Below are 17,961 nucleotides of genomic sequence, written 5' to 3'. Positions count from 1 at the left end.
TTATTGGGGGAGTAAATCTGGGATGGTATAAACATATTCACCATCTTTTGAAAAAGAATACTTGGCGCGTGCATATTTTGTTGCATAATCATCGTCTTTTAATTTTTTAGCGATGTCTTGTTGGTATTCTTTTTGTTCACTTGTTTCTTTATACTCTTTTTCCAACTGTTTATATTGTTCTTTTTTATCTTGTAGCGATTGATAGCTCTGGGCTAAATTATAAGTTGGAAGAATAAACAGTAACATGACCAATATCAAAACGAGCCCTAGAAAACGATTGCGTTTTTTTCTTTCTTCTTCTAAAAAACGTTTTCGCTGACTTTCGTCTTTGATATATTTATTGTTCATTTGAACGATATTTTTAGGCATCTTCTTCTATCCTTGTTTCACTAATTATTTCGTACATTTTGGATGCATCTTCTTTTTTTGTACTATCCAACATTTCCAAGACTTTAACCGTCAATACTTTATTTCCAAAACGAACTTCAATTTGATCATTCACTTTCAAATCCGTTGAACTTTTGGCTAATACTCCATTGACTTTGATTCGCCCTTTATCTGCAACTTCCTTTGCAACAGGACGACGCTTAATAATGCGAGAAACTTTTAAATATTTATCTAATCTCATACTGTCACCTCTAACATAGTATTGTATCATTTTTTATACATAAAATGCGAAAAATGAGCTAAGAACTGTAGTCCTCTTCTTTTTCCTGTTTAATTTCCAATAAGGTTTGACCAAATTGCTTCAGAGCTTCTAAAATTTCAAAATCTTTCTTCTTTCGAATATCGAAGATCACTTCAATCAATCCCTTTTCTTCTGCAATCTGTGCCTTCAACTGCGTCATTGACAGAGCTTTGAAATAATCCTGTGTTAAAAACAGTTGTTTTGCAATAGGTTCAAATTTCACTGTCACTTTTTGTTGTTTTCTCTCAATAAGACGGACAAAGACTTGATCCAAATATGCTTTCACTAAACCAATTTCAAGTAGGTAGGCGACAACATCTGGGTATTCTCCAAAACGATCGATCAATTCATCTTGCAAGTATTCATAGTCAGTCGCAGAATTCATTTCACGAATTTGTTTGTAAATTTCAATTTTTTGACGTTGATCTGAAATATATTCATTAGGTAAATACGCATCTATTTGAAGGTTCAACTCTGCATTACTCTTTTGCCTGCGATGCTCTTGGCCTTGTTTTTTAGCAATAGCTTCTTCTAACAATTGGGAATACATTTCAAAACCAACTGAATCGATGAAACCAGATTGAGAAGCTCCAAGGATATTCCCTGCTCCACGGATCGATAGATCTCGCATAGCAATTTTAAATCCAGACCCCAACTCAGTAAAACCCTTAATAGCTTCTAAACGTTTTTCAGACACTTCTGTAAGAGATTTGTCTGGACGATACATCAAATAAGCATAAGCAATTCGATTGCTTCGTCCCACACGACCTCTTAGTTGATAAAGAGTTGAAAGTCCCATATGATCCGCATTTTCAATAAAGAGTGTATTGGCATTTGGAATATCCACACCTGTCTCAATAATGGTTGTCGTCACTAAGACATCGTATTCGCCATTAATGAAATCCAATAGGGTATTTTCCAAGCGAACTTCACTCATCTGGCCATGAACAAAGCCAATCGAAGCCTCTGGAATCAACTCTTTTAATTCAGACACCTTTTGTTCAATTGTATCTACCTTATTGTAAAGATAATAGGCCTGTCCTCCACGATCCATCTCCCGCAACACAGCGTCTCGAATAATGGTTGGATTGGTCTCTAATACAAAAGTTTGCACAGGATACCGATTGGTCGGAGGTGTTTCGATGACAGACAAATCTCGAATTCCTAGCATAGACATATGAAGAGTTCGAGGAATAGGGGTAGCTGTCAAGGTAAGCACATCCACCTTTTTTTTCAATTCTTTCAAGGTTTCTTTGTGCTTCACTCCAAAACGTTGTTCTTCATCAATCACGATTAAGCCTAAGTCTGAAAAAACAACATCTTTGGACAAGAGTCGGTGAGTTCCAATAATAATATCCACTCGTCCTTTTTTCAACTTTTCAAGCGTTTCTTTCTGCTCTGCCTTACTCTGGAAACGACTTAAAACAGCAACCTCTACTGCAAAAGATTCAAAACGTTCCTTAAAATTGGCATAATGTTGTTGGGCAAGCACAGTGGTAGGAACCAGCACTGCTACTTGTTTATGATCATTTACTGCCTTAAAGGCTGCTCGCATAGCGACCTCTGTTTTCCCAAAACCGACGTCTCCAACCAGCAATCGGTCCATCGGACGATTCGATTCCATATCTTTTTTGATTTCTTCAATGGAACGTAATTGATCATCTGTTTCAATATATGGAAAATCTTGTTCAAAAGCCTCTTGATTTTCATCATCTTTGGAATAGGCAAATCCTTCTAATTGACTACGCTCAGCATAAAGTTTTATCAAATCATCTGCAATGTCCTCCACCTGGGTCTGAACCTTTTGCTTCGTTTTTTGGAAACGCCCATCATTTAACTTGTTAATTTTTGGCGCTTTTCCATCACTTGCAACGTATTTGGACAACATCTGAATCTGATCGACAGGAATCGAGATGCGATCTCCATTTTGATATTGAATTGAAACATAATCACGATGGACACCCGAAATTTCAATCGTTTCAATTCCCAAATATTGACCAATACCATGAACTTGGTGAACAACATAGTCCCCTTTTTCCAATTCATTATAATTTTTTAGGCGTTCTGCATTGGAAATATTTTGCCTGCGAATCTTTCGTTTGATCTTTTTCTGATAAATCTCTGATTCTGTAATGTAGACAATTTTTTCATCAACAAATTGAAAACCGTGAGCTAATCCTCCAACGACTAATTGACTAGCTTGAGGAATGATCGTATCCCCATCAATATAATCTAATCGAATCCCATACTCTTCTAAATTTTTATGGAGCTGTTGAAGATTGTGATGAGAAGTTGCTTGGACAATAACAGTATAGTTTGATTTTCGATACCGTTCAATTTCCTCTTTTAGTAAATCAAATTGTCCAAAAAACTCCTGCATTGGATATTGATTGAATTGATACAAATGATCAAACTTCAGATTTCCCAATCCTTTTTGAAAGTTTGAAAAATAAGTTGCAGGCGTATATTTTCGTAATGTTGTACTGGTATCTGCAAAATACACTTGGCGAGAAGAAGCTCTATTTTTATGTAAATCTTCCGTCAAAAGATTAGCTGTATCTAGTTCAAATCTTGCTATTTGATCTGCTATTTTTTGATAATCATCCAGAAAGACTGGAGTATGTTTAGGGAGATAATCAAATAGGGTATATTGTTTCTTGTAAAAGAAACTAATAAATTTTCTAAGATCCGGATGGAGTTTCCTTTGAGAAATATCTCCTAGAATTTCTGCTAGATAAGATTTAAATTCTTCATTCGCGCTCTGTTCTTGCAATTGTTCGATTTGTTGCTGACCACGGATAAAATCTTCCTCTTGCAACAATAGATCACTCACTGCCTTCAGTTGAACTTCTTCAACATTTTCAACAGAACGCTGACTTTCTGGGTCAAAGATTCGGATTCCATCAATCTCATCTCCGAAAAATTCAATCCGATAGGGTTTGAGTTGTTCAATCTCAAAGATATCTAAAATATCTCCTCGTAGACTAAACTCTCCCTGTTGCAAAACTTGGCTCACCTTTTGATAGCCAATCTTTTGTAATGTGTCACTCAGAGTAGTTAAGTCTATTTCTTGACCAACCTTCAATTGAAAAATGCTAGATGCAAAAACTTTAGGAGAAGGTAATAGTAGTTTTATACCACTCACATTGGTCACAAGGATGCCTTGACGATCTTCTTGACATAAAAAGTTCAAAGCCTCTAATCGTGCAAATTGCCTTTCTTGTGAAGCAAAAACAAATTCTGCTAAAGGGTTATCATCTCCCAAAAATGTATGGACTTTCTCTTCTCCAAGTAAGGCAATAAAATCACTGGCCAATCGTTCTGCTTCGTTATAACTGGAAGTGATGAGGACTGCTTTTTCAATAGAATCAAATGCTGAAGCCATTACAATAGCCTTTGTGGTCGCAGACAATCCTAAGATCAATTCCCTATTATTTTTTTGCAAACCTTGTTGCCAGGATAGAAGGTTGGAGTTTTGACTCACTAAATCAATTACATTCATCTACTTACCCGTTGTATTTCTGCATGCTTCTTTCAAAATTTTCTTCTACCAAGTAATCGTTAACCGCTTCTTCTACTCGATCGATTGTTTGTAGAATAGTGATGTAATCGTCTTTATCAAATTTTCCTAAGACATGATGAACCACTGACATGCCTTGCTTAGGTCTTCCAATTCCAATCTTAATTCGATAAAAAGTCTGAGTTCCAATATGATTAATAATCGATTTAATTCCGTTATGACCTCCAGCTGATCCTTTAGCTCGAAGACGAATCTTGCCAACTTCCATATCTAAATCATCGTAAATAACCAAAAGATCTTCAATATCCAGACCATAATAAGTCAGAAGGGCATGAACTGCTTTTCCACTCTCATTCATAAAAGTGGTTGGCTTTACAAAATAGACCTTTTCTCCATTCAAAAATGTTGAGGCGATATCAGCTTGAAAAATCTTATCATGGGAGAAAGTAAGATTTAAAGACTTTGCCATTTGATCAACTAACATAAAGCCTACATTGTGTTTCGTTTCAAAATACTTATCACCTGGATTTCCCAATCCAACAATTAATTTCGTCATCTCTTTCCTTTCAAAACACTAAAAGGGTTGGAAATATTTTTTCCAACCTTTACATTTTTTTAGCTATCTTATACATTAAAACGGAATTCCATGATGTCCCCATCTTGGACAACATATTCTTTTCCTTCTTCGCGCAAGCGTCCTGCTTCTTTAACAGCCTTTTCAGAACCGTATTTGACCAAATCATCATAGGACATGGTCACGGCACGAATAAATCCTTTTTCAAAATCAGAGTGGATGATTCCAGCTGCTTGAGGAGCTTTCATGCCACGTTTGAAGGTCCAAGCACGCACTTCTTTTTCACCAGCTGTGAAATAAGTGCCAAGTCCCAACAAGTGATAAGCTGCACGCGTAAGTTTATCAACTCCAGACTCTGTTAGGCCAATCGCCTCTAAAAATTCTTGTTTATCTGCATCATCTAGCTCAGAAATTTCTTCCTCAGCACGCGCAGAAATCACCACTACTTCCGCATTCTCTGTTGCCGCAAAGTCACGAATTTGCTTCACATAGTCAATAGAGTCTGGATCTGCAACAACATCTTCATCCACATTTGCTACATAAAGAACTGGTTTGGTAGTCAAAAGGAAAAGTCCTTTCACCACTTTTTGTTCTTCCTCCGTGAATTCAATGGTCCGAGCTGATTTTCCATCTTCAAGAACTGGTTTGATTTTTTGTAGAACATTAAATTCCGCAACAGAATCCTTATCTTTTTGTGTGCGAGCAATTTTTTCTACACGCGCATAGCGTTTATTGACAGACTCTAAGTCGGCTAAAATTAATTCTAAATTGATGGTATCAATATCTGCCAGTGGATCGACAAAGGCATCTTCACGACCTTGCTCCCGCATGACATTTTCATCATCAAAAGCACGTACCACATGGACAATGGCATCTACTTCACGGATGTTAGCCAAGAATTTATTACCAAGTCCTTCTCCTTTAGAAGCCCCTTTAACGATCCCCGCAATATCTGTAAATTCAAATGTTGTAGGAACCGTCTTCTTAGGAGTAATCATTTCAGTTAATTTTTGAAGTCGTTCATCTGGAACTTCTACCATCCCGACATTAGGATCAATAGTTGCAAAGGGATAGTTTGCGGCCTCTGCTCCTGCTTTTGTAATTGCGTTAAATAGGGTTGATTTACCAACATTTGGTAAGCCAACGATACCTGCTGTTAATGCCATTTTTCTTTTTTCTCCGTTCAAATTTCAATCTCTTTCATTATAACATAATTCAAAAGACAAGTGATGAAAAATGAAATATTTCATGACCTTTGAAACTAGATTTTTCATCAAACTGTAACGTTCTAAAAAGATAAATATGGTATACTCTATTTAACAATGAACAAAGGAGTTTTTCAGATGAAAAAACAAACATGGAAATCTATTTTTCTTTCTTTAATTGCTATCTTTACTCTCTTTCTTCTTGGAGCTTGTGGACAACAATCTGTTCAAAAATCCTATCTTCAGGGAATCAGCCAAGAAAAGAAAACAGATGTTCGTATTACAATAGAACATAAAGGAGATAAAGCGATCAGTAACCAAACCACCACTACTATTTATTACAAAGAAGCGGGAGTTACGAAAGATCAATTAAAGGAAATGATCGATAAATATGATGAAGAATACAAGGATGTCAAAGGATTCACACATTCTGCTGAATACAAAGACGATTATATGGTTGAAAAAACAACACTAAATTATGAAAAGGCAGACTTAGATCAACTAATTGAAAAGAAATTAGTAACAACACAACAAGATAAAAAAGTCGACTATATCAGCTACAAATCAACTGTAGATCTGATGAAACAAAGTGGTTTCAAAGAAGTTAAAAATGGAAAATTTGAAGAATTAAAATAATCGAAAAGGTTCGGTCACATAAGTGACCGAACCTTTCATAATACTCTCTTCATTTTCTGTTCAAAATCATGGCGACTCATCATGACCACATGATCACAATTGCTACACTTAATTTTTATGTCTGCACCAAGTCGCGTAATTTCCCAACGATTTGCCTTCTTGCCTGTTTCTTTTATCACACAAGCGTGTGGCTTTTTCATTTCTACAAAATCACCTAACGTATACATGATTCACCTTTGTTAATTTGTGCGAACTGGCGTAATTAATTGAATGAACCCTTGTTCATTTCCTTCTGGAACCAATGTAAACGGTCTAACAGAAGAAATAAAGCGAATAACAACTTGTTCACTGTCAATAGCTTTGAGCGCCTCAATCAAATAAGTTGGATTAAAGCTAATGGACAAATCCTCTCCTGAAACGGCGCTAGTATCGATCTCTTCATTTACTCGTCCAACTTCTGGTGAATGAACATGGGAAGAAACCACCCCATTTTTGAATTCTAATTTAACCGTTCCGTTTTGAGTCGCATTTGAAAGAAGACGAGCACGCTCCATTGCAAATCGAAGGTTAGCCACATTGAAGGTTGCCTCTGTATTGAACTCTGTTGGAATCAGACGGTCTGTGTCAGGGTAATTTCCTTCTAGCAAACGGGTATAGAAACTAATGTGTTCACTTCTAAAGAGAATTTGATTGTTAGCAAAGAAAACTTCAACTGTTTCAATATCATCAGAAAAGACAGAGGTGAATTCACGAAGAGAACGACTTGGGATGACAACATCAAAGTTGTCTCCATTTTTCTCCAGTGTAATCACTTTTTGACTCATACGGTGAGAATCAGTTGCCACTGTTTTTAAATCTTTATTATCTGATAAAACAAAGTGAACACCTGTCAAAATTGGACGACTTTCTTGTACACTTGCTGCAAATGCCGTTTCATTAATTAATTGTTTTAATAATTTTGTTTCCAAAACTAATGGATTACTTGCAACAATTTCTTGAATACGTGGATATTGATCTGCATCTTTTCCTTTAAGTGTAATTTCTGATTTTCCACTTGTTAAAAGAACCTGTTTTTGTTCAATCTCTTTAAAATCTAAAGTAACATCTGGTAAACTTGAAACCACATTAATAAAGAAAGTTGCTTCCAATAAAATAGAACCTGGAGAAGTCACCAATAAACCAGCATTTTCATCTTTGATAGAAATAAAGTTTTCAATCGAAATTTGGCCATTCGATCCAGATAAGGCTACTCCTTCTGGAGTTACATCAATTTTAATCGTGGAGAGGATTGGAATAGCATTTTTTGAACTGATAGCTCTTTTTGTAGTATTTAGTGCTTGTAAAAATAAAGTTTTATTAATAGAGAAATTTATCATGGTCTTTCCTTTTTATTATTTTATTATTAGTAAGTTAATAGTAATAGTAGGTTGTGTGAAAATTGTGGAAAACTCTCGGAACCCTATATACGAATTGAATAGTTACTTGTTAAAAAATGTGAATAACCCCTAGAGGTTTAGAGAAAGTTATCCACAGATTAATTTAATTTTTTCTTGATACTTTGGATTTCAAGTCGTAGATTATCATCCGTGTCTACCATACTTTTAATTTTTTCATAGGCATGAATCACAGTTGTGTGGTCTTTTCCTCCAAATTCTTTTCCGATTCGAGGAAGTGAGTTGTCCGTCATCTCTCTTGAAAGATACATGGCTACTTGTCGTGCTAGGACAATATTCTGAACTCTTCGAGAACCTTTGATTTCTTTTACACTGACTCCATAGAAAGCCCCTACAGCTTCTTGAATTTTTTCAATGGGGATGACAAGCATCTGGCTACTGTCGTTTTTACGAGCTCGAATAGCTTCAGCTGCAACATCGATCGTAATTTCTTTTAGTTTTTTCACCTTTGCCATTAAGGAAATATCATTTAAGGCACCCTCTAAGTCTCGGACATTTGAATCAAACTGACCAGCTAGATATTCAAGTGTGTCATTAGGAAAAATATAGTCTAGATCTTCAATTTTATTCCGTAAGATGGCAATTCGAGTTTCAAAATCAGGTGGTGTTATATTTTGCGTTAATCCCCATTTGAAACGAGTAACCAACCGCTCTTCGAGACTATCTAAATGATCTGGACTTCGATCGCTTGTTAGAACAATCTGTTTGTTGTCGCTATGGAGGGCATTAAAAGTATTAAAGAATTCCTCTTGAGTGGTTACTTTTTTCCCACCAAGTGACTGGATATCATCGATTAATAAAAGATCAAGACTTCGATAGGTATTCTTGAAAGTCTTCATTTCTCCTAATCGAAGGTGCTCTAAAAATTCATTAATAAAGGTTTCTGCTGGGACATACTTGACCCGTGCATTGGGAATATTTTCTAGGATTTGATTTCCAATTGCATTCAGTAAGTGAGTCTTTCCAAGCCCTGGTCCACCATAGATAAAGAGAGGGTTGTAAGTTGTTGCAAGATTTTCAGAAACTGCAAGCGCTGCTGCTTTAGCCCAAATATTTCCATCTCCTTGCACAAAATTATCAAAGGTATACTTCGATTTCAGACCTGTATCAATTTTAGGCAACGGTTCGGTTGTCAAGCTACCTGAAGATAGTCTCCTATTCTCACTGCTATGACTGTTAGGAAGTTCTTCGAGATCTTCAAAAATAAACTGGAATTTTAAATCTGTATTGTAGACTTCAAAACTGGCTGTGATCAAAGCGTTTTTTAGATTTGTTTCCCAAAATAATTCTTTATAATTACCATCAAGATAAATGGTAGCTGTCTCTCCATCGATTTTAACTAATTTTGAATCGGCGACAAAAAAGTCATACGCACTATCTTTTAGTTGTAATTGGGCTAATTCTAAAAAACGAGTCCAAAATTGCTCTTCTTGTGACACTATAAGACTCCCCTCCTTTTCTGGAATTGTATCAAATCGTACTTACTCCTATTCTACCACAAACGAAAATAGTTTTCCACAGGCTAAATTTTTAGGAAGTAAATTATATTTTAAAACTTTTCCACAAGTTGTGGATTTGAATTCACATTGTTTTTAAAAGTTATCCACAAAGTGGGGATAACTAGAGAATATCCCTGTTCTTCTACTATTTGTAAAAGATTTTTATGGTGGAAAAGCTTGTCGATACAAAAATAAAAATAACAGCCTTATTTGAGGCTGTTGATAATTCGTTGGTATTCATCAAGACTTGAAAAAGAAATTTGGATAGTTCCTTTATTTTGAGAAGAGGAGTGTATCGTCACATCTGTTCCTAATATTTTTTTCAATCGTTGTTCCTCTTCTAGTAGGAAGTTTTCTTTTACTCTTTTATTTTTCTGTTTTCTTTTTGAACTGATCTTGTTTTCTAATGTTCGAACATTTAAATGATCCTGTTTGATTCGCTCCAACCAAAAGCATTGCTCTTTTTCATCAAGAGGAACAAGAACACGAGCGTGAGCCGAAGAAATATCATTTTGAATGACTGCTTCTTGAACAGAGGGAGCTAGATGTAACAAGCGAAGCATATTGCTGATATAGGGTCTAGATTTTCCCATAAATTGAGCGATTTGGTCGTGCTTATAGCCATGATCAACTAGTTTCTGGTAGGATATAGCTTCTTCGATTGGATTGAGATCTTCTCGTTGAAGATTTTCGATAATGGCTTGTCGCATCATTTCTTGATCCGTTAACTCTTTAATAATCGCAGGAACAAGCTCTAATCCAGCAATTTTTGAAGCTCTAAAACGTCTTTCACCTGCAAGCAATTCAAAACCAATTATTGGAGATTTTCTGACAATAATGGGTTGAATTAAGCCATTTTCTTTTATTGACTGAGCCAGTTCTTCTAATTTTTCTTGATCAAATACTTTTCTTGGTTGGAAAGGATTAGTTCGAATGTCCTTTACCGCTATCTTTTCTAATTTTTCCATCTTATGAATAGAATAACACACCTTTACAAATTCGTAAAGGTGTGTTTACAAGTATGTCAAGAGGATAAGAATTACTCACTAAGATCCTCAGTTGATTTTGTTAACTTGATAGAAGTTGTTTGTTGTTTTCCATCACGATAGAATGTGACCTTGATCGTATCATTGATTTGGTGAGAATAGAGGGCAGATTGTAAATCTGCAGTTGACTCGATATCTGTATCGTCGATCTTTGTGATCACATCGTAGCGTTGCAATTTATCTGAAGCAGGCATATTTTCAAGTGTTGAACGAACCAGTACTCCTCCAGAGATTTTTTCAGGTAGTTTTAATTGGCTTAAATCAGAAGTTGAAAGGTTGGATAAATCCATCATTTGGATTCCAAGAGCTGGTCGAACTACTTTTCCTTTTTCTTCTAGTTGCTTGATAATATTGACAACATCATTTGCAGGAATTGCAAATCCCATTCCTTCTACTGAAGTTTGTCCGTTATTTGAAATTTTACTTGAGGTAATCCCGATGACTTGTCCTTGAATATTGATTAATGGACCTCCAGAGTTTCCTGGGTTGATGGCTGCGTCTGTTTGTAGAGCGCGTGTAGAGATATTTTGTCCATTATCGGCTTTCAATTTCACATTGCGACCTTGGCTGGAAATAATCCCTTGGGTAACAGAATTAGCATAATCTGTTCCAAGAGGGCTGCCAATTGCAATTGCAGTCTCACCGACCGTTAATTGGTTTGAATCTCCGAATTCAGCTACTGCCTTTGCTTTATCCGCACTAATTCGAACTACTGCAATATCAGAATAGACATCTGACCCAACTACTTCTCCAGAGACTTTATTACCATCTGCTAAAAGAATATCTACTTTTTTAGCACCATTGATCACATGGGTATTGGTAACAAGGTAGGCATATTTTCCTTCTTTTTTATAAATGACCCCAGAACCTTCACTAGAAATTTGTGAGTCAGGGTTTTCTTCTTTTTCAAACACTCCTTGATTCGAAGAATCAGAATAAGTAATCACAGAAACTACAGCATTTTTCACCTTATCGACGGCCTCACTAGTTGAGGTTGTGTTTTTATAAGCTGTTTTAACAGTGGTTGAGTGGACTTGCTTACTTTCAGTATTTGAAGTAGAAGAATGAGATGTTTTTAAGGTTAAAAAGGTTCCAAGAATCCCACCTAGAAAACCTACAACAAAAATGAGGGCTATGTTCCCAACTTTTTTCAGTAAATTAGATGAAGATTTCATATTTTCCTCCTAAGGCTATCAAATTGTCTAAAGTATAGACAAACTTTCTTAATTATATCTTAAATAACTAAAGTTATCCACAATTTGTGGATAACTTGTAGAAATTAGTTGAGAAATGGCTTTAAAAAGGACTTTATAGAATAGATTTCCTTTCTATAGCTGTGGATTATTTGTGGAATTGAAGAATTATGCTACAATAGGGGAATGAAAATAAAATTGATAACCGTTGGAAAATTAAAAGAAAAATACTTAAAAGATGGGATCGCGGAGTATATTAAAAGGCTTGGTCGATTTGCAAAAGTAGAACAGGTTGAGTTAGTTGATGAAAAAACTCCAGATCGTGCTAGTCAACTCGAAAATCAACAAATTCTTGAAAAAGAGGGGGAACGAATTCTCTCTAAAATTTCAGATAAGGAATATGTGATTGTATTGGCCATCGAAGGAAAACAATTTCCTTCAGAGAAATTTAGTCAAACGATTGACCAGATTATGACATCTGGTTATTCAAACCTTACTTTTGTTATTGGAGGCAGTCTTGGTCTGTCTCCTGAAGTGAAAAAAAGAGGAAATCTATTAATGAGCTTTGGTCAATTAACTCTTCCTCATCAGTTGATGAAATTAGTGTTGGTGGAACAAATCTATCGTGCTTTCATGATTCAACAGGGGAGTCCTTACCATAAATAACCTTGACGCTCCTTCCTTTTTCTGCTAAAATGAAGTAAGTTCGGTCTCATAGCTCAGCTGGATAGAGCATTCGCCTTCTAAGCGAACGGTCGCAGGTTCGAATCCTGCTGGGATCAAATAAAAAACGTGGTTTGTACTTACGTTTTTTTTTTTTTACAAAATGTATATTATTTCATCATTGCTTATTTTTTGTAAAAATGGAATAGAAAGATAAAAATTTTAAAAAAACAAGTCATAATTTTCTTAAAAATAGTTAAAATCCCTAGATAGTAATGATTTTAAATTATAAAAATCATGTAAAGTAGTTTTCAATCGTGTAACAAATTCATTAAAAACATTACAATTTCATCTGATCCCTTTAATTTTATTCTATTTTATATTATAATTTTTGTATATAAAAATTTATTTTTTTATAATAATACCAGAGTATAATAAAATAGAAAAACAGAGTGGGAGAGTTTGTGTGTTTCAGTCATTAGTCTTGTCCTTTATTTTAGGGGGGATCATTGTTCTGACGTTTGCATTAGTAGACGAAAAAATATATCAAGAACATCGATTTCCGTATATCTTTCTTCTGAGTACCTTTGTTTTACTCTTTGAGAGCCTTTTAGTATTTTTAGACATGACTTTATTTTCAAATATTCAACTTTCCGATTTGAATATGCTCTTGTGGCCGGTTTATTTATACCCTTATTATCATTATGCCAATCGAACGAATCGTTTGTGTTCTATTTTTTATTCTTTTTTTACTTATTTAGCGGTTGAAGGAACAGCAACATTTCTGACGATTATTGTCTCTTCAGTAATAGGAGATGCTTTTGTAGCAGCTCATTCGATTGTTTATAATATGTTTATTCGTTTGGTTTCTTTAGGAATCATTTTGAAGTTAATTGACTTATTTGAATTTGATTTCACTCCTTTTTATGAAGAAGAATTTGAAAAGTATTTAAAGATATTGATTTCTGTCTATTTTGCTATATTTGTAGTGATCAATTTTGCTTTATGGATTAGTGAACAAGCGCAATTTAAAAATTTTGGAAGTATGTTGGCAACGATTTGTTTTTTCACTTTTGTAGTCAGCCTATTCCACATGAAAATTGAGCGAGATCAGTATCGAAAAAATTTGGAACTGGAGTATAAAGAATTTTCTGAGCAACAAATGAGTCGTTATATGGCTGAGATTCAAAGTCTCTATTCTATTGTAAGGGGGTTTCGTCATGATTTAGGAAATTTAGTTATTTCTATGTCACTAGCCATTGAGGAAGAAAATATTCCAGAAATTCGAAGAATCCATAGAGAAGTATTGGAAAAAAGTTATAAAAAAATTAACGCAGAAGAATTATCAGGATTTAATTTAGTCAATATAAGAGATTCTGCTTTACGAAGTATTTTGATTCGAGGTTGGTTGGATGCAAGAGATGCTGGGGTAGAAATGACCTTTGAAACAAGTGAACCAATTGAGCAACTAGCAGTCGATTTATTGGATATCGTGAGAATTGTTGGGATTCTAGTGACGAATGCTTTGGAAGCTTCAAAAGAAGCAGAAGAAAAGAAGGTTCATATTGCTATTTTCTCCATTTCAAAAATTGTTTACTTAGTGATTCATAATACGACAAACGAAATCACTTTTGATATAAGAAAAATATATGAAGAAGGGTATTCGACAAAAGGAGAAAACAGAGGGCTAGGATTAAATAATGTGAGAAAAATCTTAGCAAATTATGGAACGATGTTTTTAGAAACGGAATTGCAAGGAAATCGTTTTTTACAAGTTTTGAAGATTGGAGGATATGAACAAGAATGAAGATTTTTTTATTAGAAGATGAGCTCTCTCAACAGATACGGGTAGAAAAACATATTGCAGAAATTGCTAAGGAATTAGAAATTAAACTTGAAGTGATTTCTACCGGTAAAATTACAGAATTTGAAAATTATATCCAGCATTCTGAGATCCACCAATTATATTTTCTAGATATTCACATCCAAGACAATGAGTATTGTGGGCTAGAAATTGCTCAAAAAATACGAGAAGCAAATCCTTATGCCATTATTGTTTTTATTACTACAAAATCGGAATTTGCTTCTATTACCTATCGTTATAAAGTATCTGCCTTGGATTTTATTGATAAAAATTTGAATGAAGATTTATTTAGATTAAAAATTAAGGAGTGTATTGAGTACTTGACAACTATTCAAATTGGAAATGATGATTTGACAGATTATTTTGAGTATGATTTTAAAGATAAAAAAATTAAAATTCCATTTAAGGATATTCTTTATATCGAAACGGTTGGTTCAGCTTATAAATTAAACTTAGTTGGGAAAAATTTTCAAAAAGAAATTGCAGGAAGTTTATCAGATGTCTTGGAGAAGGATGTGGAGGAGAGATATTTTAGTCCTCATCAATCTTTTATCGTAAATAGAAGTATGATCATTGGAATGGATAAGAAAAAGAAACAGCTGCTGTTGAAAGAAGGGTATTCTTGTCCAATTTCAAGAAGTAATATCAAACGTGTCAAAAAATTAATTGAAGAGCAAAATTTAGAATTTAGTGCTTGACAATTAGTTATATTCTGATATAATGAGATATGTTCTGTTAATGAATATATGGTCCGTTGGTCAAGGGGTTAAGACACCGCCTTTTCACGGCGGTAACACGGGTTCGAATCCCGTACGGACTATATCTCATTCCGCCATAGCTCAGTTGGTAGTAGCGCATGACTGTTAATCATGATGTCGTAGGTTCGAGTCCTACTGGCGGAGCTAGTATAGCACCCATTTGGGTGTTTTTTTATTTTGAAAAAGCTAGGATAATTGCTATCCTAGCCTTTTATTTATAAGTGAACGATATTTATATTCCTTAGTTTTTTCGTCTTTTTATTTGTCTCCATTCGTAGAGGAAAAAGAGAATAATTCCAACGAAAAAGGAAATGCCTCCCTCAACTAAACCTTGGGGAATAAATGTTAAGGTGACAGTTCCTGATCCTTTTGGAACATGAACTCCCATCAATCCTTTCTGGATGCGATGAATTTGGATAGATTTTCCATTTTGTTTAGCTGACCAGCCTTTATCATAAGGAAGTGTAAAAATAAGGGTAGTATCTCTATCTGCGTTATAGGCTGCTACCACTCTATTTTTATTTTTGTGAATGGCAACTTCTTGTTGATGAATGGTGGTGATAGCCTGTGTATATTGGTCAAGATCCAGAGCAAAAAATTCTGGTGTATCAAAGGAGACTGTCGAATTTTCTGGAAAACTCATACGAATAGTAGCTGTTTCCCCTGTGTCAAAATGGCCAATCGAAAAGAATGGAAAGGCGTTATCAATAGTATAGCGTTGGTTCTGTCCATTGTAGCTGATTTCAATCTCTTTCCGATCATCATTTGAAAATTGTAAATTTGGAACATTGACATATAGTTGGCTATGGGCAGGAACCATTACTTCATATTGAATACTTGCGTAGGATAGATGACTATCTTCTTCAATTTTTGCAGTTTGCAACGAAGATGTAGTATTTTGTGAAGTATGCGACAGAATATTTAATTTCTTATAAAATTTATATTTTTCATCCGTGATTTGATGGATGAATCGTGTTTGATTATCCAGTGTTAAATTTGTAAAGGAAGCATTTTTATAAGTTTTTGCTGACAAAAAGGCGATTGGTAAGGCATATTCGTTCTCTGAAAGTGAGACTCCATTTTTGGTTGCAATCTCTTTAAATCCAAATTTTTGAACAGGTTGTTGGCTCAAATTATAGCGAACACCAAATAGACTATCCATTAAAATAGAATTATTTTGGTATCGAAGATTGAGATTGGTTCCTTCAGATTTAAATCCAAGTTTGTCCAATGTCGAGCTCGCATCCGTATTTCGTACAGATGAAAATTGAGAAATTCCATTATAACCATACTTCATACTATCATTGCCCGTTTGTGGCTGTAGAATCTCAGTCCGATAATTTGAGTCTGTCTTCCTTCTTACTAAGGATTGGATGGCTTTTAAGTCGCGTTCGTAGGATGACCGAGAAGCAAAGACCCATTCATTCGCAATTCCTTCCATTTGATAATAACTATTCACCGATAATTCAAAGATGGAGAAAAAAAGGATCGAAAGATAGAAAAGTCTAGGCGGTATTTTTTTTAGGATAAATCCTAGACAGACCAAATAGAAAGCAATTAAAAATTCAAAAGTAACAATGAAATTGACTGCATCTAAAAATTTATAGTGATTGCTGTAAAGGACAGTTGCTCCAAATCCTAGAATGAGGAGGAAATTAGCAAAACTAAAACGAATCCAAGTGATCTCCTCTATTCGATTTAGTACTTCTCCTGCCATCAGAATAATCGTCAAAGAAAAGATCCAAGAGTATCGATGAAGAAACATATTTGGCGCGTGCATACCTTGCCAAAGGAGATCTAATAATTGAAAACGAAAACTCAAAATAAGAATGGTCAAGAGTATAATGTAAGAAAGTTTCACGTGAAACTTGATCGACTTTACAAAGAAAAAGGTGATCGCTAATAGAAGTGGAAATAATCCCACGTAGATCATTGGAATTGATCCATATTTAGTAGTGTCAAAACTTCCAATGAAATTTTTTGCAAATACATCAAGATACCAACTTTTTTCTGTAAAGATACTGTCAACCTTTGAAAAACTTTCTCCATGAGTGCGTAAATCTAAGAAGGTAGGATATAACATCACAAGACTTGTTATAACTGATAAAAGAGATACAATCACAAAATGAAAGAACCGTTTTCCAATTTTTTTGATGTTCCATGACAGTTGTGTCAAGTACCATAAAATGAGAAAAATAGACATCATAAATCCAAAATAATAATTTTGGATAAACAAGCTGGTTAAGCTGATAAAGTAGAGAACCTCTCCCTCATTGTAAATTAGTTTTTTGAATCCATAAAGAATTAATGGTGCCAAGATAAAAACGTCTAGCCAAGTTTTGATTTCAATTTGACTGATGGCAAAGCTCATAAGAGCAAATGAGGTTGAAAGAGTAAGAACCAGGCATCTAGGGATTTTAGAAAAGATTCCATGTAGACTAATATAAGCGCTTAGCCCAATTGCTCCAAATTTAAGAAGAGTGATGAGGTAAACAGCATCCGGCATGGATTGTACATTAAAGAAGTATACAAGAGGAGAAAAGAAACTTCCTAGATAATAGCTACTGAGTGCATAGAAATTAATACCTAGTCCACTTTGAAAACTGTAAAATAGGCTATCTGTCCCATGTAAAATATTTCGAAGTGTAGTATCAAAAATGACATACTGATGATAACCATCTCCTAACAATGGGGATGTATCACTGTTCCAGTAGATTCCTTGTGAAAGGTAAATAAAGAACATTATGATAGCTGGAATCAGGAAAGAAGATACTATAAATAGGGATGTTTTTAGCTTTGTTTTATTCATATATTTCTACTGAAAGAGCCTGAAATCATTATTCCAGGGCTCTTAATTTTTA

The 17,961-nt window shown here is 34.7% G+C and carries 15 protein-coding genes and 3 tRNA genes; 7 read left to right on the top strand and 11 right to left on the bottom strand.

Annotated features, from left to right (window positions below; translation table 11 throughout):
* The 5 genes from HMPREF0833_RS07280 to ychF all read right to left on the bottom strand — a co-directional run bounded on the left by HMPREF0833_RS07280 (position 1) and on the right by ychF (position 5,948).
* The gene (locus tag HMPREF0833_RS07280) at positions 1-369 is read right to left on the bottom strand and encodes an FtsB family cell division protein (protein WP_003009251.1); all 369 of its coding nucleotides are present in this window, start codon (positions 367-369) and stop codon (positions 1-3) included.
* On the bottom strand, positions 362-628 hold the full coding sequence (locus tag HMPREF0833_RS07275; protein WP_003002258.1) for an RNA-binding S4 domain-containing protein: 267 nt from the start codon (positions 626-628) through the stop codon (positions 362-364). The genes HMPREF0833_RS07280 and HMPREF0833_RS07275 overlap by 8 nt, the downstream gene beginning before the upstream one ends.
* Before the next feature lie 58 nt (positions 629-686).
* Positions 687-4,190, bottom strand: a complete 3,504-nt coding sequence (gene mfd / locus HMPREF0833_RS07270; protein WP_013904371.1) for a transcription-repair coupling factor — start codon at positions 4,188-4,190, stop codon at positions 687-689.
* Positions 4,191-4,194: 4 nt separating this feature from the next.
* Positions 4,195-4,764, bottom strand: coding sequence for an aminoacyl-tRNA hydrolase (gene pth / locus HMPREF0833_RS07265; protein WP_003009246.1), 570 nt, complete (start codon positions 4,762-4,764; stop codon positions 4,195-4,197).
* A 68-nt stretch (positions 4,765-4,832) separates the two neighbouring features.
* Positions 4,833-5,948: a redox-regulated ATPase YchF gene (gene ychF, locus HMPREF0833_RS07260; RefSeq protein ID WP_003009244.1), complete on the bottom strand. Its 1,116-nt coding sequence runs from the start codon at positions 5,946-5,948 to the stop codon at positions 4,833-4,835.
* Positions 5,949-6,125: 177 nt separating this feature from the next.
* Here ychF and HMPREF0833_RS07255 point away from each other — a divergent pair, with 177 nt between their 5' ends.
* On the top strand, positions 6,126-6,623 hold the full coding sequence (locus tag HMPREF0833_RS07255) for a DUF1307 domain-containing protein (RefSeq protein ID WP_003018398.1): 498 nt from the start codon (positions 6,126-6,128) through the stop codon (positions 6,621-6,623).
* Between the two features lie 35 nt (positions 6,624-6,658).
* Here the strand turns inward: HMPREF0833_RS07255 and HMPREF0833_RS07250 are convergent, their stop codons facing one another.
* The 5 genes from HMPREF0833_RS07250 to HMPREF0833_RS07230 all read right to left on the bottom strand — a co-directional run bounded on the left by HMPREF0833_RS07250 (position 6,659) and on the right by HMPREF0833_RS07230 (position 11,797).
* Positions 6,659-6,850 carry a DUF951 domain-containing protein gene (locus HMPREF0833_RS07250; protein WP_003018426.1) on the bottom strand — a complete coding sequence of 64 codons (192 nt, stop codon included), beginning with the start codon at positions 6,848-6,850 and terminating at the stop codon, positions 6,659-6,661.
* A gap of 12 nt (positions 6,851-6,862) precedes the next feature.
* Complete coding sequence (gene dnaN, locus HMPREF0833_RS07245) at positions 6,863-7,999, bottom strand: DNA polymerase III subunit beta (RefSeq protein WP_013904369.1); 1,137 nt, start codon at positions 7,997-7,999, stop codon at positions 6,863-6,865.
* A gap of 158 nt (positions 8,000-8,157) precedes the next feature.
* Positions 8,158-9,516, bottom strand: coding sequence for a chromosomal replication initiator protein DnaA (dnaA, locus tag HMPREF0833_RS07240; protein ID WP_003018430.1), 1,359 nt, complete (start codon positions 9,514-9,516; stop codon positions 8,158-8,160).
* Between the two features lie 266 nt (positions 9,517-9,782).
* On the bottom strand, positions 9,783-10,544 hold the full coding sequence (locus HMPREF0833_RS07235) for a ParB/RepB/Spo0J family partition protein (protein ID WP_013904368.1): 762 nt from the start codon (positions 10,542-10,544) through the stop codon (positions 9,783-9,785).
* A 71-nt stretch (positions 10,545-10,615) separates the two neighbouring features.
* On the bottom strand, positions 10,616-11,797 hold the full coding sequence (locus tag HMPREF0833_RS07230) for a S1C family serine protease (protein WP_013904367.1): 1,182 nt from the start codon (positions 11,795-11,797) through the stop codon (positions 10,616-10,618).
* Between the two features lie 204 nt (positions 11,798-12,001).
* On the opposite strand from HMPREF0833_RS07230, the gene rlmH reads away from it, so the two are divergent.
* From rlmH to HMPREF0833_RS07200, 6 genes are all read left to right on the top strand, one after another.
* Entirely contained in the window at positions 12,002-12,481 is a 480-nt protein-coding gene (gene rlmH, locus HMPREF0833_RS07225; RefSeq protein ID WP_003009233.1) for a 23S rRNA (pseudouridine(1915)-N(3))-methyltransferase RlmH, read from the top strand.
* Positions 12,482-12,523: 42 nt separating this feature from the next.
* Positions 12,524-12,597, top strand: a tRNA-Arg gene (locus HMPREF0833_RS07220).
* 347 nt (positions 12,598-12,944) lie between these two features.
* Positions 12,945-14,285, top strand: a complete 1,341-nt coding sequence (locus HMPREF0833_RS07215) for a sensor histidine kinase (RefSeq protein ID WP_041818394.1) — start codon at positions 12,945-12,947, stop codon at positions 14,283-14,285.
* Entirely contained in the window at positions 14,282-15,040 is a 759-nt protein-coding gene (locus HMPREF0833_RS07210) for a response regulator transcription factor (protein ID WP_003018434.1), read from the top strand. Before HMPREF0833_RS07215 ends, HMPREF0833_RS07210 begins: the two co-directional genes overlap by 4 nt.
* A gap of 50 nt (positions 15,041-15,090) precedes the next feature.
* Positions 15,091-15,162: transfer RNA gene (locus HMPREF0833_RS07205), tRNA-Glu, on the top strand.
* 8 nt (positions 15,163-15,170) lie between these two features.
* Positions 15,171-15,244 (top strand) — tRNA-Asn (locus HMPREF0833_RS07200).
* A 97-nt stretch (positions 15,245-15,341) separates the two neighbouring features.
* On the opposite strand, the gene HMPREF0833_RS07195 is transcribed toward HMPREF0833_RS07200, so the two are convergent.
* Positions 15,342-17,909 (bottom strand): YfhO family protein, encoded by a 2,568-nt coding sequence (locus HMPREF0833_RS07195; protein WP_013904365.1) that lies wholly within the window; start codon positions 17,907-17,909, stop codon positions 15,342-15,344.
* Between the last annotated feature and the right edge of the window lie 52 nt (positions 17,910-17,961).

This window comes from Streptococcus parasanguinis ATCC 15912 (genome assembly GCF_000164675.2).
Classification (GTDB): Bacteria; Bacillota; Bacilli; order Lactobacillales; family Streptococcaceae; genus Streptococcus; species Streptococcus parasanguinis.
This window is presented reverse-complemented; position numbering and strand designations above follow the sequence as displayed.

Coding starts and splice junctions, on each gene's coding strand:
- HMPREF0833_RS07280 (WP_003009251.1), bottom strand. CDS start 369: ATGCCTAAAAATATCGTTCAAATGAACAATAAATATATCAAAGACGAA.
- HMPREF0833_RS07275 (WP_003002258.1), bottom strand. CDS start 628: ATGAGATTAGATAAATATTTAAAAGTTTCTCGCATTATTAAGCGTCGT.
- mfd (WP_013904371.1), bottom strand. CDS start 4,190: ATGAATGTAATTGATTTAGTGAGTCAAAACTCCAACCTTCTATCCTGG.
- pth (WP_003009246.1), bottom strand. CDS start 4,764: ATGACGAAATTAATTGTTGGATTGGGAAATCCAGGTGATAAGTATTTT.
- ychF (WP_003009244.1), bottom strand. CDS start 5,948: ATGGCATTAACAGCAGGTATCGTTGGCTTACCAAATGTTGGTAAATCA.
- HMPREF0833_RS07255 (WP_003018398.1), top strand. CDS start 6,126: ATGAAAAAACAAACATGGAAATCTATTTTTCTTTCTTTAATTGCTATC.
- HMPREF0833_RS07250 (WP_003018426.1), bottom strand. CDS start 6,850: ATGTATACGTTAGGTGATTTTGTAGAAATGAAAAAGCCACACGCTTGT.
- dnaN (WP_013904369.1), bottom strand. CDS start 7,999: ATGATAAATTTCTCTATTAATAAAACTTTATTTTTACAAGCACTAAAT.
- HMPREF0833_RS07235 (WP_013904368.1), bottom strand. CDS start 10,544: ATGGAAAAATTAGAAAAGATAGCGGTAAAGGACATTCGAACTAATCCT.
- HMPREF0833_RS07230 (WP_013904367.1), bottom strand. CDS start 11,797: ATGAAATCTTCATCTAATTTACTGAAAAAAGTTGGGAACATAGCCCTC.
- rlmH (WP_003009233.1), top strand. CDS start 12,002: ATGAAAATAAAATTGATAACCGTTGGAAAATTAAAAGAAAAATACTTA.
- HMPREF0833_RS07210 (WP_003018434.1), top strand. CDS start 14,282: ATGAAGATTTTTTTATTAGAAGATGAGCTCTCTCAACAGATACGGGTA.
- HMPREF0833_RS07195 (WP_013904365.1), bottom strand. CDS start 17,909: ATGAATAAAACAAAGCTAAAAACATCCCTATTTATAGTATCTTCTTTC.